The sequence below is a fragment of the Granulicella rosea genome, from assembly GCF_900188085.1.
Taxonomy (GTDB): domain Bacteria; phylum Acidobacteriota; class Terriglobia; order Terriglobales; family Acidobacteriaceae; genus Edaphobacter; species Edaphobacter rosea.
This window is the reverse complement of sequence record NZ_FZOU01000005.1, coordinates 1-18,321: the sequence shown is the minus strand read 5'-3', so window position 1 is coordinate 18,321 and position 18,321 is coordinate 1. Positions and strand designations below refer to the sequence as shown.

15 protein-coding genes and 1 tRNA gene are annotated in these 18,321 nt (G+C 64.8%); 6 read left to right on the top strand and 10 right to left on the bottom strand.

Annotated elements, in window-relative coordinates; translation table 11 throughout:
• Positions 1-10: 10 nt before the first annotated feature.
• From CHB87_RS14235 to CHB87_RS14220, 4 genes are all read right to left on the bottom strand, one after another.
• A complete protein-coding gene (locus CHB87_RS14235; RefSeq protein WP_176441771.1) occupies positions 11-1,672 on the bottom strand; it encodes an ArnT family glycosyltransferase in 1,662 nt (553 codons plus the stop codon).
• Positions 1,659-2,633 carry a PfkB family carbohydrate kinase gene (locus CHB87_RS14230; RefSeq protein ID WP_089409115.1) on the bottom strand — a complete coding sequence of 325 codons (975 nt, stop codon included), beginning with the start codon at positions 2,631-2,633 and terminating at the stop codon, positions 1,659-1,661. The genes CHB87_RS14235 and CHB87_RS14230 overlap by 14 nt, the downstream gene beginning before the upstream one ends.
• A gap of 119 nt (positions 2,634-2,752) precedes the next feature.
• Complete coding sequence (gene mtnP / locus CHB87_RS14225) at positions 2,753-3,616, bottom strand: S-methyl-5'-thioadenosine phosphorylase (RefSeq protein ID WP_089409114.1); 864 nt, start codon at positions 3,614-3,616, stop codon at positions 2,753-2,755.
• Between the two features lie 156 nt (positions 3,617-3,772).
• Complete coding sequence (locus tag CHB87_RS14220) at positions 3,773-5,308, bottom strand: hypothetical protein (protein WP_142988358.1); 1,536 nt, start codon at positions 5,306-5,308, stop codon at positions 3,773-3,775.
• A 60-nt stretch (positions 5,309-5,368) separates the two neighbouring features.
• Here CHB87_RS14220 and ygfZ point away from each other — a divergent pair, with 60 nt between their 5' ends.
• The 5 genes from ygfZ (at position 5,369) to ribF (ending at position 9,554) form a co-directional block, all read left to right on the top strand.
• Positions 5,369-6,403, top strand: a complete 1,035-nt coding sequence (gene ygfZ / locus CHB87_RS14215; RefSeq protein WP_089409112.1) for a CAF17-like 4Fe-4S cluster assembly/insertion protein YgfZ — start codon at positions 5,369-5,371, stop codon at positions 6,401-6,403.
• Positions 6,404-6,434: 31 nt separating this feature from the next.
• Entirely contained in the window at positions 6,435-7,079 is a 645-nt protein-coding gene (locus tag CHB87_RS14210; protein WP_089409111.1) for a DUF1844 domain-containing protein, read from the top strand.
• Between the two features lie 122 nt (positions 7,080-7,201).
• Complete coding sequence (locus CHB87_RS14205) at positions 7,202-8,023, top strand: MBL fold metallo-hydrolase (RefSeq protein WP_089409110.1); 822 nt, start codon at positions 7,202-7,204, stop codon at positions 8,021-8,023.
• On the top strand, positions 8,020-8,604 hold the full coding sequence (locus tag CHB87_RS14200) for a hypothetical protein (RefSeq protein ID WP_089409109.1): 585 nt from the start codon (positions 8,020-8,022) through the stop codon (positions 8,602-8,604). Before CHB87_RS14205 ends, CHB87_RS14200 begins: the two co-directional genes overlap by 4 nt.
• On the top strand, positions 8,601-9,554 hold the full coding sequence (ribF, locus tag CHB87_RS14195) for a riboflavin biosynthesis protein RibF (RefSeq protein ID WP_089409108.1): 954 nt from the start codon (positions 8,601-8,603) through the stop codon (positions 9,552-9,554). Before CHB87_RS14200 ends, ribF begins: the two co-directional genes overlap by 4 nt.
• 191 nt (positions 9,555-9,745) lie before the next feature.
• Here the strand turns inward: ribF and CHB87_RS14190 are convergent, their stop codons facing one another.
• The 4 genes from CHB87_RS14190 to CHB87_RS14175 form a co-directional block, all read right to left on the bottom strand.
• Positions 9,746-12,211, bottom strand: a complete 2,466-nt coding sequence (locus CHB87_RS14190) for a penicillin-binding protein 1A (RefSeq protein ID WP_089409322.1) — start codon at positions 12,209-12,211, stop codon at positions 9,746-9,748.
• Positions 12,212-12,459: 248 nt separating this feature from the next.
• The gene (locus tag CHB87_RS14185; protein WP_089409107.1) at positions 12,460-13,695 is read right to left on the bottom strand and encodes a S41 family peptidase; all 1,236 of its coding nucleotides are present in this window, start codon (positions 13,693-13,695) and stop codon (positions 12,460-12,462) included.
• 96 nt (positions 13,696-13,791) lie between these two features.
• Positions 13,792-14,865, bottom strand: a complete 1,074-nt coding sequence (locus tag CHB87_RS14180) for a GNAT family N-acetyltransferase (RefSeq protein ID WP_089409106.1) — start codon at positions 14,863-14,865, stop codon at positions 13,792-13,794.
• A gap of 154 nt (positions 14,866-15,019) precedes the next feature.
• Positions 15,020-15,096 (bottom strand) — tRNA-Met (locus CHB87_RS14175).
• A 170-nt stretch (positions 15,097-15,266) separates the two neighbouring features.
• On the opposite strand from CHB87_RS14175, the gene kdsB reads away from it, so the two are divergent.
• Positions 15,267-15,998: a 3-deoxy-manno-octulosonate cytidylyltransferase gene (gene kdsB / locus CHB87_RS14170; protein ID WP_089409105.1), complete on the top strand. Its 732-nt coding sequence runs from the start codon at positions 15,267-15,269 to the stop codon at positions 15,996-15,998.
• Here kdsB and CHB87_RS14165 read toward each other — a convergent pair.
• Both CHB87_RS14165 and CHB87_RS14160 read right to left on the bottom strand, forming a co-directional pair.
• Complete coding sequence (locus CHB87_RS14165; RefSeq protein WP_142988357.1) at positions 15,988-17,529, bottom strand: hypothetical protein; 1,542 nt, start codon at positions 17,527-17,529, stop codon at positions 15,988-15,990. The two genes, kdsB and CHB87_RS14165, sit on opposite strands and share 11 nt — an antisense overlap.
• 61 nt (positions 17,530-17,590) lie before the next feature.
• The gene (locus CHB87_RS14160) at positions 17,591-18,259 is read right to left on the bottom strand and encodes an HAD-IA family hydrolase (protein ID WP_089409321.1); all 669 of its coding nucleotides are present in this window, start codon (positions 18,257-18,259) and stop codon (positions 17,591-17,593) included.
• Positions 18,260-18,321: the final 62 nt, after the last annotated feature.

Here is an 18,321-nt window from a genome sequence, read left to right as displayed (position 1 = left end):
CGATCCTAAACTACTTGCCGTACTTATCCGACTTATAAATCCGCGCGCAGGTCTGGCCCTGGGTGCAAAGCACCATGGTCTCGGTCAGCCCCCCGGGATGATCCTTCACGGCCTTCGCAACCGGTCCATCCGTGAACGCGATGACGAACGCCGCTTTGCCCGCGGGGTCGGCCAGCGCGGCCGACCAGCTATCCCAGTCCGTCTCGTTGATCGTGCGACGCAGCGGGATGCCCGCCTGCTGCAGCGCGCCGATGTGGTCGGACTCCTGCATCAGGATCGGCACCGCCGGCGGCAGCGCGACCAGCTGGTCGGCCAGCGAACGCTCGAACGCCATGCGCGTGATCGAGTTCACCATCGCCTCCTTCAACACCAGCGGCGTCGCGTGAATCATGCCGATGGCGTTGAGCGCGATGAAGCCCATCGCCAGCGGAGGCATCAGACGCGCGACCAGCGGCTGCGCCAGGTTGAACCGCTCCTGCAGCCACTCCACCGCAAAGACGCCGAAGAGCGCCAGCGCGGGCAGCATCTCCATGCCGTAGCGCGAGTTGTAATACGCATGCGGATAGAGCTGCGGAATGAAGATCGGCACCGAGCCATACGACACCGAGTACACATAAAACGGCAGCGGCAGCCACAGCAGCAGAGAGCCCATCTCGACCTTGTCGCGCAGCGTCCTGTAGAGACCCGCGACCGCCGCAACCATCGCGGCGAAGCCAAGCTCCCACCACACCGCATCCACCTGCGCGGTGCGCGTGTAGAAGACCAGCGCCTTGAACGGATGATGCCAGCCCCAGTAATGCTGCGAGCCCGGCGGCGAGGTCTTCCTGTCGATCGCCACGGCCGAGTAAGGCCCACGCATGAAGTCCAGCCAGTCGTGGAAGTAGTGCTGGTTGTACCAGAACCAGGCGAGCGGACCGGCAACCGTCAGCAGCGTGAACGTCGCGAACGACCGCGTGTAGCGCGAGAACTGTCCGCTGCGCGCAAGCTGGATCGCCAGCACCAGCCACACGGCCGCGGCGAGGATCCAGCCGTCGTAGCGCGTCATCACCGCAAAGAGATTGAGGATGCCGAGGAAGACGAACCGGCGCGCGACCAGCTTCTCCGCGCCGGCCTTCAAGGCCGCGATGCACTCGAGCGTCAGCAGCACGATCCAGATCAGCAGCGCGAGGAACAGCGGCTCCGTCATCGCGGTCGTCGCAAGATAGAGCAGGTTCGGGTTCGTCGCGTAGAAGCCCGTCGCGATCAACGACCAGCGGCCCGTCATCATGCGGCGGCAAAGCCGGTAGAAGCCCATGACGCCGAGGATGTAGCAGAGCAGCGAAGGCCATGCGCCGGCCATGCCCGTCTGCCACCACTCCATGCGCCCGATGAAGGGCGTCATCAGCAGATGCGGCAGCGGCAGCCATACGCCGCCAAGCTGCTGCAGGCCGGGGTTGCGCGAGTCGACGATGCGGCGAGCCGTGCCGAGATGAGCGACAGCGTCGCCATACATCAACATGTAACCGTGGATGGAGCTTATCCAGAGCGCGATGAAGCCCAGCGCCAGCGCCGCGAGGCCGACCGGCATCGTCTCCTCGCGGCTCGCGGGACGCACCGCATCGGTCGTGCCCGCGATCAGACCCGCCATCAGCCGGCCGCGGGTCGAGACCCGCCCAGGCCTACGCGCCGGCATCGGCTGCGTTTCCAGCGCCATTCGAAACCAGGTCCAAATGCGAGATCTCGACGAAGAGGTTGAAGCGCTCCTCGATCTCCTCGCGCGTCACACTCTGCAGCCGCTCCGTGCCGAAGCGCTCCACCGCGAACGAACCCATCACGCCGCCATAGAACAGTGCGCGGCGGAAGACCTCGGGCGTCAGCTTCGGCTGCGAGGCGAGGTAGCCGTAGAAGCCGCCGGCGAACGAATCGCCCGCTCCGGTGGGGTCGACCACCTCGGCCAGCGGCAGCGCCGGCGCGCGGAACGGCTTGGCGACGGAGTCGGCGCCCGGAAACGACCGGTCGCAGAAGAAGCTCGTCGCGCCGTACTCGCCATGCTTGATCACCAGCGCCTTCGGCCCCAGCGCCAGCACGCCCGCCGCCGCGCGGACGATGTTCGTCTCGCCCGAGAGCATGCGCGCCTCGGTGTCGTTGATCAACAGCACGTCGAGCATCTTCAGCACCACGGCCAGATTCGCCGCATGATCCGCGATCCAGTAGTTCATCGTGTCGCCGCAGACCAGCTTCACATCCGGCATCTGGCTGCGCACCTGCGCCTGCAGCACCGGGTCGATGTTCGCGAGGAAGAGGAACTCGCTGTCCTTGTACGCATCGGGAATCTTTGGCGAGAACGTCGCGAAGACGTTCAGGTCCGTGCCCAGCGTCTTCGCCTCGTTCATGGCGCCGCCATAGGCTCCGGTCCAGTGGAAGCTGAGCCCCGGCGCGCGCTCGATGCCGCGCGTGTCGATGCCGCGATTGGTCAGCACCGCCTCATGCTCGGGCAGAAAATCCTCGCCCACGACGCCGATCACACGCACGTCGGTAAAGTAGCTGGCGGCCAGCGCAAAGTGCGTGGCGGCGCCACCCAGACAGCGCTCGCGCCTGCCATGCGGCGTCTCGATCGTATCGAACGCCACCGAACCTACAACCAGAATCGACATCTTTTCTCCTCGAAAGCTGCTGCCAGCCTTTGCTTCTAGGTAGGCCAAGGCTTCAGCCTTGGCATCAAAACCCAGCGATAACGCGGGGCTTTAGCCCCTGGGGTATGCTCTCTTCACCGTTACAGGTACTTCCCGATCAGCAGGTCCAGCTTCTCGCGCGTCGCCGCCGGAATCTTCGTCTTGTCCGTCATAATCGCGTACTTGAGAACATCCGAGAACGGGCTCTTGCCGCCCGGCGCGGGCAGCGCCGCGACCGCCGCGCGCACGACCTTGCCGGCGTTCGCGGAGTTCTGGTGCATCACCGCGATCACCTGCTCGACCGTCACATCGTCGTGGCCCTCGCGCCAGCAGTCGTAGTCGGTCACCATGGCGAGCGTCGCATAGCTCATCTCCGCCTCGCGGGCCAGCTTCGCCTCCTGCAGGTTGGTCATGCCGATCACGTCCGCGCCCCAGCTCCGGTAGAGGTTCGACTCCGCGCGCGTCGAGAACTGCGGACCTTCCATGCAGACGTACGTGCCGCCCCGCTTGCCGACGACGCCCACCTCCTCGCACGCCTTCGCAAAGGCCTCCGCGACGACCGAACAGATGGGATCGCCGAAGCCGACATGCGCGACGATGCCGTCGCCGAAGAACGTCCCCTGGCGGGCAAACGTGCGGTCGATGAACTGGTCGGGAATGACGAAGTCGGTCGGCTTATGCTCTTCCTTGAGCGATCCGACAGCCGAGACCGAAAGGATGTACTCGACACCCAACTGCTTCATCCCGTGGATGTTCGCGCGAAAGTTCAGCTCGCTCGGCAGGATGCGGTGCCCGCGCCCGTGACGGGCCAGAAACGCCACCGGCCGACCGTCGAGTTCGCCCACCATATACGCATCGGATGGCGCGCCGAAGGGCGTCTCGATGACCTGTTCGCGCAGCCCCGTCAGCCCAGGCATCGCATACAACCCGCTGCCCCCGATGATTCCAATCTCAACCTTCTGCACGCCGCCGCTCCTTATGTCCCTCTGTATCCCGCTGAACTGTCTCGCTGGCCCCTCGCAAAACGCTCGTCATCCTGAACGCAGTGAAGGACCCCCGTATTTCGTCTTTGCTGTTGCCCGTTCTCAGGCTCAGCGCCACTTCAAAGTATATCGGGCCGGCTACGGAACATGGGTCGCCACCTTCATCACGCCATAGCTGGCGAAGCTGCGCACCAGCCCAAGCGCCGGATCGTGCAGCGTTGGCGCATCGAGTTGCACCGACTGCACCCGCCCGGTCGGCTGCACGGCCTGCACACTATCCCGCAGCCTGCGCGCCGTCGCCAGCGGAAAGCCCTCCGACACAAACACCGTCGCCCCGGTGATCGAGAGCAGCACGTCGCCCTCGTCGGTCGTGTAGACCTCCTCGTCGTCGCCGATGTCGTCGCTCTTCTCGTCCTTCGGCCGCCGCACGACATGCCCGTACTTCCGCGCCAGCTCCGACCCATATACGTGCAGGAACGACCGCGCCGAGTCCGGCTCCTTCCACTTCGAGAAGTACATCAGCCCGATCGACGAGGTCTTCAGCTTCTCTTCCGCCGACGCACTGCGTTTCTGCGCCGCGTAGTAGATGCCGCCCGCCCACTGCGGCGACAGCGCCACCGCCATCTGCCGTCCGCCGAAGAGCTCCGTCATGATCTGCACGTCCAGCTCGCCCATCACGCCCATGTCGTACGGCGCCCAGTCCGCGTCCAGCAACCCGTGGACGTCGGGCAGCGGCAGCACCGGAACCGGAACCTTCGCGATGTACGCCGAAGGGTGGATGATCTCGAAGCTCGAACCTGGCGGACGATCCAGCGCCCCGGCAAACGCCATATCCTTGCCACCCTTCAGCAGCAGTTGCTGCTCGAAGTTCAGCCCATCGCTGTACGGGAAGGTTAAAGACCGCTGCAGCAGCAACGGCGCGCGCGCCATCACGGGCGAGCCGCTCGTGTCCGCCGCCATGTCGCGCATCTTCGCGCCCATCTCGGGCATATCGGCCAGCGTCTTGCCGCTCGTGCGCAGGGTGTAGTCGATGAAGACGACCATCGCCTGACCCTCGGTCACGGCCTGCCGTGCGGTCTCAAGCTCGTCTACCTGCAGCCGGCGGTTATCCTCGCCGACGTTCTTCGAGCCCTGCACCGGCGAGGCCGACCACTTTTCCAGCCCCACCTTCTGATCCTGCAGCGCGTGCGTCAGCTCATGCGCCAGCACCGGCTTCTGCTCGTCCGCGGCGACGTAGTCCAGCAGGTTGACGGTCTTCGTCTTCTCGTCGTAAAAACCAGCCACCTGCTCCGTCAGCAGGCTCAGCATGAAAGGCTGCAGGTGAAAGTCGTGATCCAGCAGACCGAACTTCTTCAGCACGATCTCCGAGTTTTCAAGCCGCTTCGCGCTCTCGTCCTCGCTGAACTTCTTCGTCAGGTAGTGGATCACCTGGTCGCGCGAGACCAGAGTACGCTTCACCTTGTGCAGCACCGGCAGCTTCGTATCGGTACTGGCGAAGGAGAGGATGTCGTCGACCGAGTTGAAGAGGTCCTTGACCTGCTCCTTGCTCATCGTCGTCGGAGCCTTCTCCGGCGCAGCCACCGTTCCCTGCGCCCATGACCCCGCCGTCAGCAGACAATACGCCACCCCGACGGCCGCCGCCGGCCTACGCCCCCACACCCGTCCCAACGCCAAATGAATCCTCCACCCAATCGCTATAATCAAGTGTACGCAGAGTTTGTGCGGACACTGGCGATGACTTTGACGACACATACGGATGTACCGGTTACAGGCCTTCAATCCAGGCTCGAAGCGCTGCTCCACGGCGCTGGCATTGCGCCACTTACGGCGACGGGCTGGCTTCGCATCACCGGCGAAGACCGCGTCCGCTGGCTGAACGGCATGGTGACGAACTCCATCCAAAGCCTGAAGCCGGGCGAAGGCTGCTACAACTTCATCCTCAGCGCGCAAGGACGCATCCAGGGCGACGGCACTGCGTTTGAGACGCCGTCGGCGCTCCTGCTCGAAACCGACCGCGAACGCCTGCCCGCGCTGATGACGCTGCTCGACCGCTTCATCATCATGGACGACGTGGAGTTGCACGACGTCAGCGCCACCCAGATCGGCTACGCGCTGGCCGGGCCGAACGCCCCCGCGCTGCTCGCCGAGATTATCTCCGACGAGTCAGGCGCGGAGCCCTTCGACTTCGAGGCCTGGGTTCAGCAGCCGGCGCCAAAGCTCATCCACACCACCTGGCAGTCGGCCAGGCTGACGGTCGTCCACCAGCACAGCCCGCTGGTCCCACGCTACGAGCTCTGGATCGACGCCGACGACCCCACCGAAGCCGAAGCGCTCGCCGCCGCGCTTGAAGCCGAAGGCGCCGCGACCTGTACCGCCGAAGATCTCGAAGACCTGCGCATCCTCGAAGGCACGCCGCTCTACGGCACGGACATCCGTGACAAGGAACTGCCGCAGGAGACCGCCCAGACCCGCGCCCTGCACTTCGCCAAAGGCTGCTATCTTGGGCAGGAGATCGTCGAGCGCATCCGCTCGCGCGGCGCCGTCCACAGGACTTTTTCCGGGTTCACCCTGACCGGGGAACTCCCCGCAACCGGCACGATTCTCGAAGCCGAAGGCAAGCCCGTCGGCGAGATCACCAGCGCCGCCTCCATCGGCGGACAGACCTGCGCGCTGGGCTACATCCGCCGCGAAGCCCTCGAACGCAGCCTGCCCCTCGCCTATCCCGGCGGCGCCGCCACCCCATCTGTATTACCCTTCCGCGCATCCTAACGCGGAGCACACAGCCCAGGAAAGAGTTCAAATGCCAGAGCAGAACAAGCCCTTCGTCATCACCGACCGCCGCAAGTTCACCGCCGACGGCACCCCGCGTCCCGACGCCGACCCTACGCCCGAACGCGAGCGTCCCGTCGCCGTCGTTCCGGAGCCAGCTCCCGAACCCGTGGCCGCTGCCCCTGAACCGCCGCCGGCGCCGGAACCCCAGGCCGCCGAAGACCCCAACGATCCCGGCATGCCGCCGCCCCCCACACCAGAGCAGATGGAGCAGTCCCGCCTCGCCTACCAGTCCACGGCCGAGCGCATCGACATCGCCATCCGCTCCGCCAACCCCGGCATGGACCACCCGCCGGCCATGAGCTTCGACCAGATCGTCCAGTCGGTCTACATGCAGGCCATCCTGCAGCTCGGCGGCGGCGCGCAGCAGGGCGAACAGCCGCAGGTCGATCTGCTCGGCGCGCGCCAGAGCATCGACATGCTCGGCATCCTGGCTGAAAAGTGCGCCGGCAACCTCAGCGCCCAGGAAGATCTCCTGCTCAACTCCGCCATCTTCGAGCTGCGCCTGGCCTTCCTTGAGATCACGCAGGCGCTTGCCCGCTCCGCCCAGGCCCGCGCCGGCGCACCGGGCGCACCGGCAGGCGGCCCGCCGCCCCGCCCCAGCATCGTCCGGTAGGAGTCTGGAACCGTTTTGTTAAGGGCACGGCTTCAGCCGTGCCGGAAACATCATCCGAGGCAGGCGGCTAAAGCCATGCCCTTAACAAAGCGAACCAGCCTGAAGGAGAACGAACCGAAGCAATGCAGGCGACCCTCACCTTCCTCGGCACCGGCACCTCCATGGGCGTACCCACGCTGGGCTGCGACTGCGAGGTCTGCAACTCGGCCGTCTCGCCGGACGGCGACCGGCGCAACCGCCGCACCCGCGCCTCGCTCCGCCTCGCGTATAACGACCGCACCGTCCTGATCGACACCGGCCCGGACTTCCACGCGCAGGCCGTCCGCGAGCGCATCCGCCGCGTCGACGCCGTCCTCTACACCCACCCCCACGCCGACCACATCCTCGGCTTCGACGACCTGCGCCCGCTCAGCTTCCACAACCCCGGCAACCTGCCCCTCTACGCCGACGACAACACCGCCTCGGTCATCGAAAGCGTCTTCGAGTACACCTTCAACAAGGCGAACCGCTACCCCACCAGCGCCCGTGTCGACCTGCACCGTATCGGCGCCGATCCCGGCGCGCACGTCGAGCTCTTCGGCGCGGACTTTCGCCGCATCCCCGTCACCCACGGCCGGACGACCATCACCGGCTACCGCTTCGGCGCGGCCGCCTACCTGACCGACATGTCCGACATCCCCGCCGAGAGCCTGCCGCTGCTCGAAGACCTCGACATTCTCATCCTCGACGCGCTGCGCCACGAGCCGCACTACAGCCACTCGCACCTGGAAAAGTCCATCGCCTACGTCGAGCGGCTGAAGCCCCGCCGAGCCTACTTCACCCACATGGGCCACACCCTCGACCACGCCGCCACCGAAGCGACCCTGCCGCCGCACATCCGCCTCGCCTACGACGGCCTGCAGCTCGACTTCGAGATCGCGACCCCATCGGAGCAACAACCGTGACGATCTCCAAGCGTGGCCTGCTGTCAACCTCTAGCTCGACGCTCATCGCGCTTTCGCTCGCGACTTCCATGGCGGTGGCTCAGACTGCCTCACCCCTGCGGTTCGACGAACGGTGGTGGAATCAGGCCATTCATGATGCGGAACGGGAGGGCTTCGTCGCCGGCTATCTGGATTGTTTGCAATCGGCGCATCTAGGAGCTTCATACGCGGACTATATCCAGTACGTCAGCGCAAATGTGTCAGATCAACCGGATTCTGTTCCAAAGACCATTCAAAGTGCAACACGCGAGATGAAGTCGAAAGCCGTGCTGAAAGGCGGGGAGAATTGGTCGGGTCCGCATGGTTTTCTGGACGGCGATTATTGGGGAACCGGCCCCGTCAATCACTGGCTAGACTCGCAAAATGCCTTCGTGGAGGGCTATCTTGCCTGCCGCCAACCCCCGGTGACGAAACGCGCAGTTGATCGATACACGGCAGCGATCAACCGTCACTACGCCAATCCCAAACTGCATCGAGACAAGATCGCCAATGTGCTGGAGGAGATCATCGCTCATTCAGAGAAGGCGGAGCCGAAGCCATGAAGATCTTCCACACCCTCGCCCAACTCCCGCCGGACTTTGGCCCCGTCGTCGCCACCATCGGCAACTTCGACGGCGTCCATTGCGGCCATCGCTGGGTCATCGACCGAGTGAACGCCCGCGCCCGTTCACTCGGACTGAAGTCGCTCGCCATCACCTTCGATCCGCATCCCGCACGCGTCCTGCGGCCGGAGAAGCCCCACACCCTCATCACGCCGCTGGCACAGAAGCTCGAACAACTCGCGACCACCGGCGTCGACGCCACGCTCGTCCTGCCCTTCACGCTCGACCTCTCGCACCTGACCGCCGAGACCTTCGCCCGCGAGATCCTGCGCGACGCCGTCCACGTCCGCGAGGTCCATGAGGGCGAAAACTTCCGCTTCGGACATGGCGCGGCGGCCGACATCGACTCGCTCGAAGCGCTCGGACGCGAACTGGGATTCGCCGTTCAGTGCTACGCTCCGCAGATCCTGCGGCGCGAGGCCATCTCCTCCAGCCGCATCCGCCGGCTCCTGCTCGCGGGAGACGTCAGCCAGGCCCGCGCGCTGCTCGGCCGGCCCTTTGCCGTGCAGAGCACGCCGCACTCCGGCCGCGGCTATGGCACGCGCTACACGGTTCCTACTATCAATCTCGCGCCGTATGGCGAGCTGCTGCCCGCGAACGGAGTCTACATCACGTCGCTGAAGGTCGGGAAGGAAGAGTTCGAGGCCGTCACGAACGTCGGCAACCGACCCACCTTCGGCGCGGACTCCTTCACGGTCGAGTCGCACATTCTGAACTTCCACCCGCTGGAGCTGACCGCCGAGGCGCCGCTGGAGCTGGCCTTTCTCCATCGCCTGCGCGAGGAGCGCCGCTTCCCCAGCCCCGCAGACCTGCTCACGCAGATCAAGAAAGACGTGGGTAAGGCCCAGAGATTTTTTAGTCTGCGCGGAACGGACCTGAATCGCAGCTAGGTTGGCTTGGCCTTTTACGCCCCGCCACAAATATCGTCATCCTGAGCGGAGCGAAGGACCCCCGTATTGTTTTTGTCGTTGTTTGTTCCTGCCGAATACAAGAACAGACAACAGCAAAGGCGAATACGGGGGTCCTTCACTACGTTCAGGATGACGAGCGTTTTGCGAGCTATCCAGCAAAATGCGTGACGTTAATTAGCTCCGCCCGGCGGCTTGACCGGCTCAATCGCAACCGGCGGAGCCTCTGGCTTTGTCGGCACGACGATCGGCTTCACCGGCTTCACGGAAGGCGTAGCCTCAGCCGGTCCATCCTGCGGAAGGTCGACCGGAGGCTTGATCGGCGTCACCGGTGCAACAGGAATCGCAGGCTTTGCAGCCGGCTTCGGCGGCCCACCCGTATCGTCTACATCGCCTATATCCGGATCTTCTTCCTTCTCCTTCGCAGCAGCCTTCGCAGCAACAGCCGGGGCTGCGCCTGCGGGCGTCACCGCCACCTCCAACTGCTTCTTCGGCATGTCGCCCGTCGGGAAGATCTCGTCCGGCTTGCCCTTGATGGCCTCCTTCATGAAGTCCATCCACATCGGCAGCGCGGCCTTCGCGCCGGTCTCCTTCGACCCCAGACTGGTGCGATCGTCAAAGCCGATCCACGTCCCGCAGGTCACCGACGGGGAAAACCCGACGAACCACGCATCGGTAAAGTCGTTCGTCGTGCCCGTCTTGCCGCCGAACGGATGCTTCAATGGCGCTACCGCCGCCGCCGTACCGAAGCTCGTCACCGCACGCAGCAGCGTCATCATCGTACGCGCCGTATCGACCGAGATGACCTCCTTGACCTCGGTCGGCTTCACGTCCAGCGGCGTGCCGTCGGCCTGCGTTACGCGCTTGATGTAGTGCGGCTCGATCCGAATGCCGTCGTTCGGGAAGACCGCGTACGCGCCCACCTGCTCGGCCAGCGTGATGTCCGCCGCGCCGATCGCGATCGGCAGAAACGCCGGCATATTGCTCGTGATGCCGAACCGGTGCGCGACCTCGATCACCTTGCGGATGCCCACATGATCGGCCAGCTTCAGCGCCGGGATATTGCGCGACTCGGCAAACGCCAACGTGATGCTCATGGCGCCCTTCCAGTCCGGCTCGTAGTTATGCGGCGTGTAGTAGCCGTTCGGCGTCCAGAAGCTGACCGGGGCGTCCACGATGATGTCCGTCGGCTTCGTTCCCGCCTCCACCGCGGCCGTGTACACATACGGCTTGAACGACGAGCCCACCTGCCGCTGCGACTGGGTCGCGCGGTTGAACTGCGACAACGCGAAGTCGCGCCCGCCGACCATCGCCAGCACCTCGCCGTTCGCATTGTCGATCGCCATCATCGACGCCTGCACCCCGGAGTCCTGCTGCAACGACGCTTTCGCCACGCCCTCGGCGATCGCCGGCGCCTCCTCGATCCGCACATAGACCAGGTCGCCGTTCTTCAGAAACTCATCCGCGTCCTTGTTGCCGGTCCATTTCCAGTCCTCCGGCCCCATCACCGCCAGCACCGTGCCGACCTTCACCACCACGCGGTTCGCCGTCACCTGCGTCACCATCCCGTGCAGGTAGCTGCCCTTCACCACCGGCTGGAACCAGTCCGGATGGCGGTAGATCTCCGGGTCAAGTCCTGCCAGTACAACGTTTTGCAGGTTGCCCTTCCAACCGTGGCGCCGCTCGTAGGCCGCCGTGCCGTCGAGCACCGCCTTGTTCGCGACCATCTGCAGATTCAGGTCGAGCGTCGTATACACCCGCAGACCCGCGCCATGCACCTCGTCGACGCCATACTCCTTCTCCAACTGCCGCCGGACCTCCTCGACGAAGTACGGCGCAACCGAGTTCGGCGGCGGCTCGATCTTCAGGCCAAGCGTTGTGGCCTGCGCGGCGGCGGCCTGCGCGGCCGTAATCTTGCCGTCGGCCAGCATCTCGCTCAGCACGAGGTTCCGCCGCTTCATCGCGCGGTCGGGATACTTGATGGGCGAATACGCCTCCGGCCCCTTGGGCAGCGCAGCCAGCAAAGCCGCCTCGGGCAGCGTCAGGTCCTTCACGTGCTTCGAAAAATAAAACTCCGACCCCGCCTCGAACCCGTACGTCCCGTGCCCGAGATAGATCTGGTTCGCATAGAAGGTGAAGATCTGCGGCTTGGTGAAACGGCGCTCGATCTGCACCGACAGCAGCACCTCCTGCAGCTTGCGCCCGTAGGTCTTCTGCGAGGACAGAAACAGGTTGCGCGCCAGTTGCATGGTCAAAGTCGACGCGCCCTGACCCTTACCCTTCGTATGCAGGTCGCGATACGCCGCGCCCACCGCGCGGATCAGGTTGACGCCCCAGTTGCTCTCGAAGCTCTTGTCCTCGATCGAGATGATCGCGTCCTGCAACACCTGCGGCAAGGCGCTATACGGCACGACGACCCGGCGCTCCAGCGCAAACGAGCCGATCACCTTGCCGTTCACATCGAGCAGTTCGGTCGTGGTGTTCGGGCGATACTTCGCCAGATCCGCCATCTGCGGCAGATCGACCGAATACACCACCGTCAGCCCGCACATCGCGCCAAACAGCCCGGACATGATGAGCAGCAGCACGAACGTCGCGCGCACCGCGATGCGACGGCTCCGGTAGTCGGGGCCGGTCATGGTCGCGCGACCGAAGATCGCGCGCCACAAGGACCGGTTGCTCCAGATCCACCGGCGCGATCGGGTGCGTTGCGGGATCTCCCGTCTTGAAGGAAAAAGGGTGCTCACAGCCCTCTCACCATAGCACGGCAGCCGCCAAAAGGCTCGACCACGCATTAAACCGAAAACACGGATCAGGACGTGTTCTGTCCTGAATCCGTGTCATCGTTGCGGATCGGCGTTAGGCCTTCCTTCGAACCGGAACGATCCTACGCGGTCTTTGCCTTCAGCAGATCCAGCGCCTGGTTCAACTGATCGTCGATGGTGATCGTGTTCTTCTTCTGCGGCGTAGTTGTGGCGTCGGCGGCGTCATCGTCCCCGTCGTCGCCTGCGCCCTGATCGTCGATCGCGCTGGCGACCAGCGTTCCCGGCGTCACGCCCTCGTCCTCAATCTTCTTTCCGTCCGGCGTCTCGTACTTCGCGACCGACAGGATCAGCGCCGCGCCGTCCTGCAGCTCGAAGGTCTTCTGCTGCGCGCCCTCGCCGAAGGTCTTCTCGCCGACCAGGTCCGCACGCTTGTTGTCGAGCAGCGCCGCCGCCACCAGCTCGCCCGGGCCAGCCGTGCCGCGATTCACCAGCACCACCAGCGGCGCCGTCGCATTGATCGCCTTCGAAGGATCGGCGTTGAAGGTCACCTTCTCCACCTTCTGGCCTTCGAGCGAGGCGATCGTCCCGGACTTCAGCAGGAAGTTCGCCAGCCGCGTCGCCTCGGACATGTCGCCCGCCGCGACGTCGCGCAGATCCAGCAGAATCTTCTTGTTCCCGGCCTTCTGCATCGCCTTCAGCTTGGCCTCGACCGCCTGCACATGCTCGTGATCGAGGATCACCGGCTTCACATACAGGATCGACGCGTTCTCATACATCTGCTCCGAGACCGGCGGCTCCACGACCATCGTGCGCGTCATTGTCAGCTTGTCCGGCACCGTCTTGCGCGGGCGGACGACGGCCACGGTCAGCTCCGTACCCGGCTGTCCGGCCAGCATCATCTGAATCATCGCCAGCGAAAGCTCGCGCGTATCCTGGTTCGAGATCGCCTCAAGAATGTCGCCGTCCACCAGGCCGGCCTTCTCCGCCGGGCTGTTCGGCACGACCGAAACCACCGTCGCATAGCCGTAGCGCTTGGACACCACGATGCCCACCTGCGCCTTGCCGGCCTTACCCGACTTGTAGGCCGTGTAGTCGGCCGGCGTCAGGTAGCTCGAGTCCGCATCGAGCGACTCCAGCAGACCGCGCAGCGCGCCGTTTGTCACAGCCGGAATGTCCGGCTCGCTGACATAGTCCGACTGAATATGCCGCAGCACCTCGCTGTAGACGTTGATCTGGCGATAGGCGCCGTCCTGTGGCTCAGACGCAGCGCTGACGCCCGTGGAGTGAACTCCCACGAACACCGTCAGAACCAGCACAACCGATACGGCGAGCAACAGAACCTTTGAACTCTTGGGCATGCGGAAGTCGTCTCCAAAAAACGGCAAAACCTGAATCTGGGGGTTAGACGGTCCCAGTAGCGAAATGATACTCTTCCGGCGAGCGGGCGGCGAATTTCAGGTCCCGCTCCGCTGATCGACGCGCGTCGCGATACGAATTTCGACGCCCTGCCGCTCCACACTGAGCCGGTCCAGAAACTGTCGCAACCTGTGCTTCGGCGAAAGGCGCCGACCAATCCAGATCGTCAGCGCCAGCCGCCAGCCTGGTCTGCCCAGGAGCAGATCGTGACGAATATCCGGCACGCAGCCTCGTCCAACGACGGCATTCGCACCGCCCACCACGATCAGCTCCCGGCTGCCGCGCTCCACCTCATGGGTCACCATGAAGGAGCGCAACGTGGTCGAAAGCGACGCCTTGCGATAGCCGGTGTGGTGCATCAGAAAGAAAACATTGGTAGTGCCGCCTTCGCGCCAGCCCATCGCCACGCTGAGCCATTCACCGGTCGCGGATCGCAATCCAGAGGAAAAGCCGCCCTCCAGCCGACCCATCGCGTTCAGAATCGCTGCGAGTCCCCGCTCCGATATGCTGTAGTCGCACTTGGGATAAAGGGAGGCGACCGCATCCTGCATCTGCTCCGGACGGAGCGACGGATAGAAGACCATGCCCGCGCGCAGTGCGCTTGTCGCGTAGTAACGCAGATTCTTTCGGGTGTGCGTGCCAATCTCACGGAGCGTCTCCGCGACCGTCCCCCGGATCGGCAGCCGATACCGCACCTCTCCCTTGCCCGCCCCGTACTTCAACTCTTTCCAGCCCAGATGGCTCTGATCGGCCTGCGTCCCTAAAAAGATCACCGCCGACGGCTTACGCTGAACCAGCGCCTCGATACATCGCCGAAAGATCGACTCCCGCTCCGCGGCCGGCGCCAGGACGAACTCCTCCCCAACCGCATCGGAGGCGAAAAAGTAGCCCGTCGGAATCCGGCTCTGCACCACCTCGCGCAACAGAACCGCACCCACCGGCTGACCGTCCTCCTTGAGCAGAATGGTCCACGGCCTGCGCCCCCAGTCCACCGAACTCGTCGCGAAGCCCAGGGGATCGGTGCTGATGTTGCCATCCTGCCCCGTCGCGCAGCGCAGACGATTCAGCGTCACCGCATGGGAGGCGTGCGCTTCTGGCCCTTTGAGAAACACAAAAATAAGTCTTCGATCCACAGCGACTTTTTTGAAAAGGAGATAGTGTCGGCCAAGTATACGGTCGCCGAGGCTGAAAGATCACCATCTCGCGATTTTTTCTTGCAGAACACACGTCGCGCGAGAGAGAGAAATTGATGACGAGATCAATTTGTGGTGGCGGTGGACAGAATCGAACTGTCGACCTACGGGTTATGAGTCCGTCGCTCTAACCATCTGAGCTACACCGCCTTGGTGTGAGGAAGGGCCGCTATCATCCGCGCTGGTTCGTACGCACAGGCACAGCCATCTCCAATGATACGAATCCGCGCCCCCGAGGTCAAACCCCGCAGGGATGCGGGCTCCCCTTGTCTCGATTCCGAGACAATGCCTCGCTGAAGCGATACGATCTCAAAAGAAATATGACCCAGCCCAACCGTATCCTCGGCGTCATCCCTGCCCGCCTCGCCTCGACCCGCCTGCCCCGGAAGGTGCTGCGCACGATCGCCGGACGCCCCATGCTCGCCTGGGTCTACGACGCCGCGCGCGCCTGCCCACAGCTCGACGAGGTCGTCATCGCGACCGACTCGGACGAGGTCGCCGAACTCTGCCGCGCTCATGGCTGGCCCTTCGCCATGACCTCGCCCGCGCTCGAGAGCGGCTCCGACCGCGTCCACGCCGTGGCGCAGACGCATCCCGCCGCGATCTACGTCAACATCCAGGGCGACGAACCGCTGCTGCGCCCGGAGCACATCACCGCGCTGCTGAAGCCGTTTGCCCAGCCGCACGTCGACGTGACCACCCTCAAAGTCCTCTGCACGCCCGAGAACATCGACAACCCGAACGCCGTGAAGGTCGTCACCGCGCTCGACGGCCGCGCGCTCTACTTCTCCCGCGCCACAATCCCCTACAACCGCGACGGAGGCCCGCAGCCGCCGGTGTGGAAGCACATCGGCCTCTACGCCTACCGCGCCGCCGCGCTCGAACGCTTCCACGCCCTTGCCCCCAGCCAGCTTGAACAGACCGAGCGCCTGGAACAGCTCCGCCTGCTCGAAAACGGCCTGAACCTCTACGTCGAACCGACCCCCTGCGACACCGTCGGGGTCGACACGGAAGAAGACCTGCAGCAGGTCGAGGCGATCCTTACTGCATAAGAATGTTCAACCTGCGCCACGGACTCAACGCCATGGCGCCGCCCAACCCCAGCGACCAGACCCGCCACCGGTACTGTTCAGGCCCATTCGCAAACTGGGCCAACACCCGCGTATGCAACCGCGATTCGGCGTCGGGGACGAAGAACAGGTTGGAGTCCGTGCAGCTTCGCCCGCAGGTCTGCCACTCGACGACCTGCAACGTCGCGCCGCCGGCGTTGTCCCACCATAGCTCCGGGACAGCCGGACGCGCATCGCCATCGACCGGCGCGGCCAACGATACGCCCAGCTTCTCCTGCGCCGTCTCCTCGGCGCCCGGCGGCTTGGGCGAGGCGTAGCGCGCCAGCATCCCGGCCGCTCCGCCAATCTCGGACGAATCCAGATTCGGCGTCAGTTGCAGCACCCGCCACCGGCCGTCGGCGGCCTTCCGCAGCACCGCCAGAGCATGCACCACGCCAAAGGCGGAGGCGTTATAGACCGTGCCGCGAAGCCGCACCACGGCCAGCCGATCATTCAACCACGCATCCGAAACGGCCACGTCCAGACTCAGGTCGAGCGGCTCGTTCAATCCCAGCGCCGTCAGCGCGGCCGACCGAGCGTCGAACCGTGCCATCTCGGGATCGGCGTCCCCCTCCGGCCACTGCCCGCTCATCACATCGCGCAGAGCACGCGTGGCGGCTTCGACCGGCGCGTCGGTCTCGGGAGTCCGGATCCAGCAGCCCAGACACCCGTCGCGATCCTCCATCCCATCCCGCAGCCACGTGATGTACGCCCCGGCCTGCGCCGGATGCCGGGCCTTCAACAGGATTACCGCCTGCGGACGATCGCGATTCCACCCGCCATGCTCTACCTGCGCCACCCGGACACCGTCTCCCAGCATCCTCGCGCCGTAACGCTGCGACAGTCCAGGGTCCGCGGCCGACCACACCTGCGGCAGCAGCGGATCGCCCAGCAGCACATCCGGCGCGTCGTCCGTGCCTGCCGTCGCCGCGAGCCGCGCCTCCAGCTCGTCATCGGCGATCTCCACAAAATGAGCGGCGGGGAACCCAGAGGGTCCGCGATAGTTCAGCTCCCGCCTAAACCGGTCAAGGTGCGCCGCCTGGGGTGGCCGGCTGCGCGCTGGAATCTGGTTCAGTTGCGTTCCGGAGACGCCAAAGCTGCCCGCCGTCTGACCCGTCGCACTCGACATCTGCCCCACGGAGCTCGAGGTCCGGCCAAAGCCGCCGGCGGTCTGGCCTGTCTCGCTCGACGGTACGCCAACCGAGCTGGAGGTCTGACCGAAGCTCCCGGATGTTTGTTCAGGAGAGACCGCCGGCAACGCAACCGTCTTCGTCGCCGGCTTCTTCGGCTCGTGATAAAGAACCCAGATGGTCAACGGACCGCGCCGCAGCGATTCGAATGCAGGATCGTCCCGCAGCTTCGCTGCCTTGACAGGTGGTGGAGGCAAGGCCGGAGAAGACTGCGCGCGGACGGAATACGCCCCCCACGACAGCCCCGCCGCAACCAGCACCCTCGCAAACGCAAATCGACGCATCGGCACCCCGCCTTCACCGCGACAGCATGTACGGGCCCTGTGAATCTATCTCTTACTTGGACTACAGCACAGCCGCCAACGTCAACGAAAGCTCGTCGCCAACCAGCGTCGCCGTGACCATCTCCAGCGACTGCACCACCCAGCTCGCGCCGGCGGCATACAGTTCATGCGCCTCATGCGTTCCCAGCACGCCAAGCACCCGCGCGCCCGAAGCCACACCCGCGCCAACACCGCTGGGAGCGTCTTCGATCACGATGCAGTCGGCCGGAGCGAAGCCCAGGATGGCCGCGCCCTTGATGTACGGCTCCGGATGCGGCTTGCCGTTCACCACCTCGTCCCCCACGATCACCCGCGGAGGCAGCGGCAGGTCGGCCGCCTTCAGGCGCCCCACCAGCAGGCGACGCGTCGCCGAGGTGACGATCGTCCAGCGCTCCGGCGGCAGCGACTTCAACAGCACGCGAACGCCCGGCAGCACCTGCAGATCGGCCACATCCGCGATCTCCAGATCTTCGATCCGCCGCAGCCCTTCCGCCAACTGCTCCGGGCCGAAGTCCGACCGGAGCGACTTCATGATATCCGTCGCACGAACGCCATGCGGGATCACGTACGACTCCCAGCCCTCGATCCCGTAGTGCTTCGTCCACAGCTTCCAGCAGCGATTCACCGACGCAATCGAACTGATGATGACGCCGTCGTTATCGAACAGCAGGCCTTTTGCCGAAACGTTCATGCTCAAGCCGCACTTCCATTCAGTACGAAGGCCTGCGCCGCCTTTAGCACCAGATCGACGCT